The organism is Kaistia defluvii (assembly GCF_026343955.1).
GTDB lineage: Bacteria > Pseudomonadota > Alphaproteobacteria > Rhizobiales > Kaistiaceae > Kaistia > Kaistia defluvii.
This window is the reverse complement of the sequence record NZ_JAPKNI010000007.1, coordinates 211386-217780: the sequence shown is the minus strand read 5'-3', so window position 1 is coordinate 217780 and position 6395 is coordinate 211386. Positions and strand designations below refer to the sequence as shown.

General features: G+C 65.9%; 7 protein-coding genes. 2 read left to right on the top strand and 5 right to left on the bottom strand.

The window, feature by feature from the left end; translation table 11 throughout:
• Positions 1-94: 94 nt before the first annotated feature.
• A complete protein-coding gene (gene aguB / locus OSH10_RS18165; protein ID WP_266333372.1) occupies positions 95-985 on the bottom strand; it encodes an N-carbamoylputrescine amidase in 891 nt (296 codons plus the stop codon).
• Positions 986-989: 4 nt separating this feature from the next.
• On the bottom strand, positions 990-2096 hold the full coding sequence (locus OSH10_RS18160) for a serine hydrolase (RefSeq protein WP_266333371.1): 1107 nt from the start codon (positions 2094-2096) through the stop codon (positions 990-992).
• Between the two features lie 214 nt (positions 2097-2310).
• Here OSH10_RS18160 and OSH10_RS18155 point away from each other — a divergent pair, with 214 nt between their 5' ends.
• Together OSH10_RS18155 and OSH10_RS18150 are read left to right on the top strand one after the other, a co-directional pair.
• Positions 2311-3783 (top strand): NAD-dependent succinate-semialdehyde dehydrogenase, encoded by a 1473-nt coding sequence (locus tag OSH10_RS18155; RefSeq protein ID WP_266333370.1) that lies wholly within the window; start codon positions 2311-2313, stop codon positions 3781-3783.
• A gap of 42 nt (positions 3784-3825) precedes the next feature.
• Positions 3826-4371 carry a putative glycolipid-binding domain-containing protein gene (locus tag OSH10_RS18150; RefSeq protein WP_266333369.1) on the top strand — a complete coding sequence of 182 codons (546 nt, stop codon included), beginning with the start codon at positions 3826-3828 and terminating at the stop codon, positions 4369-4371.
• Positions 4372-4408: 37 nt separating this feature from the next.
• On the opposite strand, the gene OSH10_RS18145 is transcribed toward OSH10_RS18150, so the two are convergent.
• From OSH10_RS18145 to OSH10_RS18135, 3 genes are all read right to left on the bottom strand, one after another.
• On the bottom strand, positions 4409-5140 hold the full coding sequence (locus tag OSH10_RS18145; RefSeq protein ID WP_266333368.1) for a YbhB/YbcL family Raf kinase inhibitor-like protein: 732 nt from the start codon (positions 5138-5140) through the stop codon (positions 4409-4411).
• Positions 5141-5260: 120 nt separating this feature from the next.
• Positions 5261-5680, bottom strand: coding sequence for a VOC family protein (locus OSH10_RS18140; protein WP_266333366.1), 420 nt, complete (start codon positions 5678-5680; stop codon positions 5261-5263).
• Between the two features lie 31 nt (positions 5681-5711).
• Complete coding sequence (locus OSH10_RS18135; RefSeq protein ID WP_266333365.1) at positions 5712-6356, bottom strand: DsbA family oxidoreductase; 645 nt, start codon at positions 6354-6356, stop codon at positions 5712-5714.
• Positions 6357-6395: the final 39 nt, after the last annotated feature.

Genomic DNA, 6395 nt, shown 5'->3' with positions numbered 1-6395 from the left:
ACAATCATATGGTGGGCGTGATTGAGTCCCGAGCCTAGCGTTTCGGTATGGCTGCGCGGTCCATGCCGTCCCGCAAGACCGCGTCGCGTTCGGTTCAGCGCCCCGCAGCGGTGGGATGGCGTCCGTCCAGCGTCGTCAGCGCGCCGTAGAGGTCCGGGCGACGATCGCGAAACACGCCCCAGGAGCGGCGCTGATGCGCGATGGCGTCGAGATCGAAGGTGGCCAGCAGCACGCTTTCGCTGTCGCGGTCGGCCTCCACCAGCTTCGCGCCGGTTGGGTCGGCGATGAAGGAAGAGCCGTAGAAGGTGATCTCGGTGCCATTCAGGCCGCGCTCGGTGCCGATCCGGTTGGAGGCGACCAGCGGCATCAGGTTGGCGCCGGCATGGCCCTGCATGACGCGTTGCCAGTGGGCGGCGGAATCAAGCGAGGGATCCTGCGGCTCGGAGCCGATCGCGGTTGGATAGAACAGGATCTCTGCGCCGCCCAGCGCCATGGCGCGGGCAGATTCCGGGAACCACTGGTCCCAGCAGATGCCGACGCCGATCTTGCCGAAGCGGGTCGGCCAGACGCGAAAGCCGGTATCGCCGGGCGAGAAATAGAACTTCTCCGTGTAGCCGGGGCCGTCCGGAATATGACTCTTGCGGTAGTTGCCGAGCACGCTGCCATCGGCATCGACGATGGCGATGCTGTTATAGGCTGTCTGGCCGGCGCGCTCGAAATAGCTGACCGGCAGCACCACCGAGAGTTCCGCCGCCAGGGCCGCGAAATGCGCGATCAGCGGGTTGCCCTCGAAGGGATGCGCCAGGTTGAAATGGTCGTGGAACTGGTCCTGGCAGAAATAGGGCGTCTCGAACAGTTCCTGAATCAGCACCATGTTGGCGCCCTCGGCCGCCGCCTGCCGCACCAGACGCTCCGCCCGCGCGATATTGCCGGGGCGATCCCAGTCGCACTCCATCTGCGTGGCGGCGACGGTTATCTGGCGCATGGCTCTACTCCCGCTCGGCGAGGCGATTGAGGATGCCCCGATAGGGCGCGAACAGCTTCTCATCGTCAAGCGGGGCATCATCGTTCCAGCTTGCGACGACACAGTGAACCAGGCCCGCCTTGTCGACGACGCGGGTCGAGAGGTTGAGCACGCCGATCTCCGAGCCGCCCTTGTAGGCGAAGGACTTCCACGCCTTGGCGTCGGCGAGGCCGGGATTGATCGCGACGCTCGGAAGCGCGGCCGTCTGGTCGAGCAGTCGGCAGAGTTCGCGTGCGGTGAAGAACCATTCAACTTCATGGGTGACGTCGGAAAGGATCGCGGCCGCCGGGGGCAGGGGCTCGCTGGCAATCCGCTCCAGAAGGGCGCGCCGCGTTCCGGTGTCGCCTGCTGCCCATTCAGCGCGCATCGGCGCCTTGGCGGTGGTCTTCATCGTGAAAAGCTCGCGCGTCGTCAGGAAGGGTGCATTGGCCGGCGATACCTCGTCGACCGCTTCGCGGCCGGCGATGCGGATCAGCGCGTCGGTCGCCGTGTTGTCGCTGACCGAGATCATCAGATTGGCGAGGGTTGCGAGCGTCAGCGGCGTCCCGTCCGGCCAATCCTGCAACTGGCCGGAGGGCAGTGACTTCCAGGCGGGGTCGAGCGGCACGACCTGATCCCAGCGCAGCCTGCCCTGCTCGACCGCATTCTGGACCGCGACCAGAACCGCCAGCTTGGCGGCCGAGCCGATCGCAAGCGGTTGATCCGCCGCATGGGCAATGATGTCCTTTCCGCCACTGACGACGAGCAGCGCCGTTCTGCCGGGGAGCGCCTGGATCTCGCCGGCGAGATCCGCGATCGAGCCCAGCGTTTCCGCCGCGCCGAACCAGAGGCCGATGATGCGTCCCTCCTTGTCCAGCGTGATCGAGGTCGGCACGTTGGCCTTGCCGAAGCGCAGCGTGAAGCCGTCGCCGGTCGGGTCGATCCGCTGTAACGGGCCATGCTTGGCAACCAGCCCTGCGACCACGCCCTGGACCTGCGTCACGGGCAACTGCGCGAGGAAAGATGGGCTGAAGCGATCGGCAGGCAGGCCCTCCGGCGTCAGCAGAGATTCAAGCGTGGTTTGTGGGGTCATCGTCTGGGCCTGGGCGGTGTCTAGCGTGAGCAGGGTGGCAGCGAGAGCGATGGCTGTCGTGAGGCCGTGGTACGGTCGCATGCCCGATCCCGTTCTGCTGCCCTCGTCCGCGAGGGCTCCATGGCGAACCGAACGCCGCCGCGCTATCGTCGGACAGCGAATGGAACGGTTCCAGGCCGCAGCCATTGGCCAATCGACGTAACGGAGTAGCACCATGGACAAGTCGACCGTCAAGACCTTGAAGCTGATCGATCCGACGCTCGTCAAGGACCAGTGCTATGTCGATGGAGCCTGGATCGGCGAGCCCTCGATCGAGGTCACGAACCCGGCGACCGGCGCCGTCATCGGTCGCGTGCCGCGCTTCGGCGCGAATGAGACGACCCAAGCTGTCGATGCCGCCGCCGCCGCTTTCAAGCCCTGGGCCGCCAAGACCGCCAAGGAGCGTTCGAAGCTGATCCGCCAGTGGTTCGAGCGCATCCGCGCGCACCAGGACGATCTGGCGCTGATCCTGACCTCGGAGCAGGGCAAGCCGCTGGCCGAGGCCAAGGGCGAAATCGAATACGCCAATTCCTACATCGAGTTCTACGCCGAGGAAGCGAAGCGGATCGCCGGTGAGACACTGCCGAGCCATCGCGCCGATGCCCGCATTCTGGTTCTGCGCCAGCCGACCGGAGTCGTCGCGGCCATCACGCCATGGAACTTCCCCGCTGCGATGATCACCCGCAAGGTCGCCCCGGCGCTGGCCGCCGGCTGCACGGTGGTGCTGAAGCCCGCCGGCGAAACGCCGCTGACGGCGCTGGCGCTGGCCGAACTCGCCGATCGTGCGGGGATCCCGAAGGGCGTGTTCAATGTCGTGACGGGCAGTTCGTCCGAGATCGGCGGCGTGCTGACGTCGCACCCGGCGATCCGGTTGGTGAACTTCACCGGCTCGACGGAAGTCGGCAAGCTGCTGATGCGCCAGGCGTCCATGACGGTGAAGAAGATGGCGCTGGAGCTCGGTGGCAACGCGCCCTTTATTGTCTTCGACGATGCCGATCTCGACGCGGCGGTCGAGGGCGCCATGGTGTCGAAGTTCCGCAACATGGGGCAGACCTGTGTCTGCGCCAACCGGATCTATGCGCAGGCCGGCATCCACGACGCCTTCGTCGAAAAGCTGACGGCGGCAGTCGAGAAGCTCAGGGTTGGCAATGGCGCGGAAGACGGCGTCACGCAGGGACCGCTGATCAACGACAAGGCCATCCTCAAGGTCGAGGAACATCTGGAGGATGCCTTGGGCAAGGGTGCCAAGGTTGCGCTGGGCGGCCATCGCCATGCGCTGGGCGGTTCGTTCTTCGAGCCGACCGTGCTGACCGGCGCGACGCGCGACATGCAGCTCGCCCGCGAGGAGACGTTCGGCCCCATCGCGGCCGTGTTCAGGTTCGAGACCGAGGAAGAGGTGATCCAGGCGGCGAACGACACCGAGTTCGGTCTGGCCGCCTATTTCTATTCGCGCGACATCGGGCGAATCTTCCGCGTCGGTGAGGGGCTGGAATACGGTATGGTCGGCATCAATTCAGGCCTGATCTCTACCGAACTGGCGCCGTTTGGGGGCGTCAAGGAAAGCGGCAACGGCCGCGAGGGCTCGCATCACGGCATCGATGAGTTCGTCGAGAAGAAGTATCTTCTCGTCGCCGGCCTCGACCGGTAGGCCGGATTTCACTGGGCACCCCAACGCGATAGGCGAGGCAACATGTCCAAGGCGGTTCGCTGGCAAAGCTGGGACGGCGAGGGGTTGGAGCATATGGTCTTCAGCGACCGGCCGAAGGGGGCCGTGGCAGAAGGCGCCTTGCTCTCCGGCGGGGAAGCACGCTTCGCTGCCCGCTATGAATTGACCTGCCATCCCGATGGGCGGGTCGCCGAGGCGCGCGTTGCCGTGGTCGGCGGTCCCCAGATCTCGCTGCAGTCGGAGGGTGATGGCCTCTGGCGCAACAGCGACGGCAAGCGCGTGCCCGCATTGGTCGGCGCCAGTGATGTCGATCTTTCGGCGAGCCCGGTCACCAATATGCTGGCGATCCGCCGGCTCGGTCTCGCCGAGGGGGAGTCGCAGGAGATCACAGCGGTCTATGTCCGGTTGCCCGATCTCGAGATCTCCGTCGACCGCCAGCGCTATACCTGTCTCGAGGCAGGGCGACGCTATTTGTACGAGGCGGTCGACGGCACGTTCAGGGCCGAGATCGAGACCGAGGAAAATGGCCTGATCACGCTCTACCCCGGCCTGTTCCGCCGCGTATCCTAGCGCTCAACGATCTCAGGATCGGGCAGGCTGGACCCGGCTATTGTGACTCCGTCTTCCGAAGGGCGGGGTTGCGGGAGTAGAGGCCCACAGCCTGGCCCCTGGCCAGCACATGCCCCTCCATGGCCTGCAGCAGTTGAGGGCCCGCCATCAGCGGCCTGGCGTCAAGGTGCCCGACGTCCAGCGCATAAACGGTGACGATGTAGCTGTGCGGCTTCAGGTCGTTGACCGGCGGACACGGGCCGTCATAGCCCGCATAGGTTCCTCGCAAGCCGGGATTGCCAGCGAACATCCAGGTATTGGCGTTGACGCCGCGCTGGCCCCACTCGGTCCGGATCGCCGGCTTGCCATGCGGTACGAAGCCATCGCCATCCGCGCCGGCGGGCAGGGACGTCAGGGTAGCCGGGATGTTGTAGAGCACCCAATGGTATCGCGTCACCCTTGGCGCGTCGACCGGGATGGGGCGCTGGCCATGCAGCACCGTCGAATCCAGGGGCACATCGGGATCCGTCATGATCAGCGCGAAGGATTGCGTCTCAGCCGGCGCATTCGACCAGGCGACCGTCGGACTCTGATCGCGTCCTCTCGGGATGGAACTGGTCGCGGTGGGTGGGCAAAGCGCCGAATCGTCGGGCAGTGTCCCCTGCGGGTCGAGATCCGGAAGCGTGACGGTCAGAGGCGCAGGACCCGCCGCCAGAACGGCGGGCGGGCCGGCGAATTGCAGCAGCGTCGCGACAAGGGCGGGGGGAAGTATCCGGTTCGAAGTCATCATGCTGAACTCCTTTCGCCAGGTTTGGCCGGAGCGCACGAAAGTCACTTCTTCGAAATAGGAGACCCCGGCCTTGACGGCCAGTCCCGCCGAGACAGTGGGCGGCTGTCTTTGCCCCGAAAGCTAGGCGTCCGCGACCTTGCCGTCGATGCCGAGCGGATCATAGGTGCCGAAGGACCATTCATAGCCTTCTATGTCGCGGCAGGAGTATTCGCGCGATCCATATTCCATGTCTTCCGGTGGACGCGTGATCTTGGCGCCGGCGGCCACCGCCCTGTCGTAATGGCCATCGACGAAGCGTACGGAGACATAGATGCCGCCGGTCCCGCCGCTCGCCGTCCGGCCGCTGGCAACCAGTTCGGGGCTGAAACCGCCCAGCATGACCATGCTCTCCCCGAACCGCAATTCGGCATGCACCACCTCGCCGTCCGCCCCTTCGTGCAGGGCAGCGACATGAAATCCGAAACCCTTGACCAGGAACTCGATCGCCGCCTTCGGGTTTCGATAGCGCAACACGGGAAAGACGTGGGACGTACGGACCATGCGGATTGCCTTCTTGCTTTTCGGACAGGGCTCAGGCGCCGGCCTCGGCAGTCGTGGAAGCAGCCTGCGCAAGCGCCTGGTGGAACACATCTTCCGGCTGGCAGCCGGACAGGGCAAGCCGTCGGTTGAAAACGAAGAAGGGCACGCCGCTGATCCCGCCCTGGGCGGCCGCGGCCGCTTCCTGGCGGGTGATGTCCAGTTCCGTCGCATCGGTAGCCAGGCGGCGCGCCTCGTCGGCCGCGAAGCCGTGCCGCGCTGCCATGTCGGCCAGCACGTCCGGGTCGGCGATGTTGAGCGCCTGGAGGAAGTGCGCTTCGAACAGCGCCGTTGCCAGCGCGTCCTGCGTGCCCTTGGCCAGCGCATGGCGGATCAGCGTGTGGGCCGCCGCTGTGGGGCGCTGGCGCGGTTGCTTCGAAAGATCGAGCGGGATGCCACTCTTGCGGGCCTCGGCTTCGACCCGCGAGAACATCGCGGCCGGGTCGCCGCCAAAGCGCTTGCGCAGCTTCTCGGCAACGTCGATGCCTTCCGGCGGCACGTCGGGATCCAGGAAGAAGGGATGATGCAGGATGCGAGCTTCGATTCCGGCGTCGGCCAGAACCTTGTGCAGGCGCACGACGCCGATGAAGCACCAGGGGCAGACGATGTCGGTGACGACGTCGATCTGGATCTCGGACATGGACAGTCTCCCGTCGCGCGGAAAGGTCGCGTCAACCAA

What these genes read in the sequence shown, in the direction of transcription:
- aguB (WP_266333372.1), bottom strand. Translation starts at nt 985, where the DNA reads ATGCGCCAGATAACCGTCGCCGCCACGCAGATGGAGTGCGACTGGGAT.
- OSH10_RS18160 (WP_266333371.1), bottom strand. Translation starts at nt 2,096, where the DNA reads ATGACCCCACAAACCACGCTTGAATCTCTGCTGACGCCGGAGGGCCTG.
- OSH10_RS18155 (WP_266333370.1), top strand. Translation starts at nt 2,311, where the DNA reads ATGGACAAGTCGACCGTCAAGACCTTGAAGCTGATCGATCCGACGCTC.
- OSH10_RS18150 (WP_266333369.1), top strand. Translation starts at nt 3,826, where the DNA reads ATGTCCAAGGCGGTTCGCTGGCAAAGCTGGGACGGCGAGGGGTTGGAG.
- OSH10_RS18145 (WP_266333368.1), bottom strand. Translation starts at nt 5,140, where the DNA reads ATGATGACTTCGAACCGGATACTTCCCCCCGCCCTTGTCGCGACGCTG.
- OSH10_RS18140 (WP_266333366.1), bottom strand. Translation starts at nt 5,680, where the DNA reads ATGGTCCGTACGTCCCACGTCTTTCCCGTGTTGCGCTATCGAAACCCG.
- OSH10_RS18135 (WP_266333365.1), bottom strand. Translation starts at nt 6,356, where the DNA reads ATGTCCGAGATCCAGATCGACGTCGTCACCGACATCGTCTGCCCCTGG.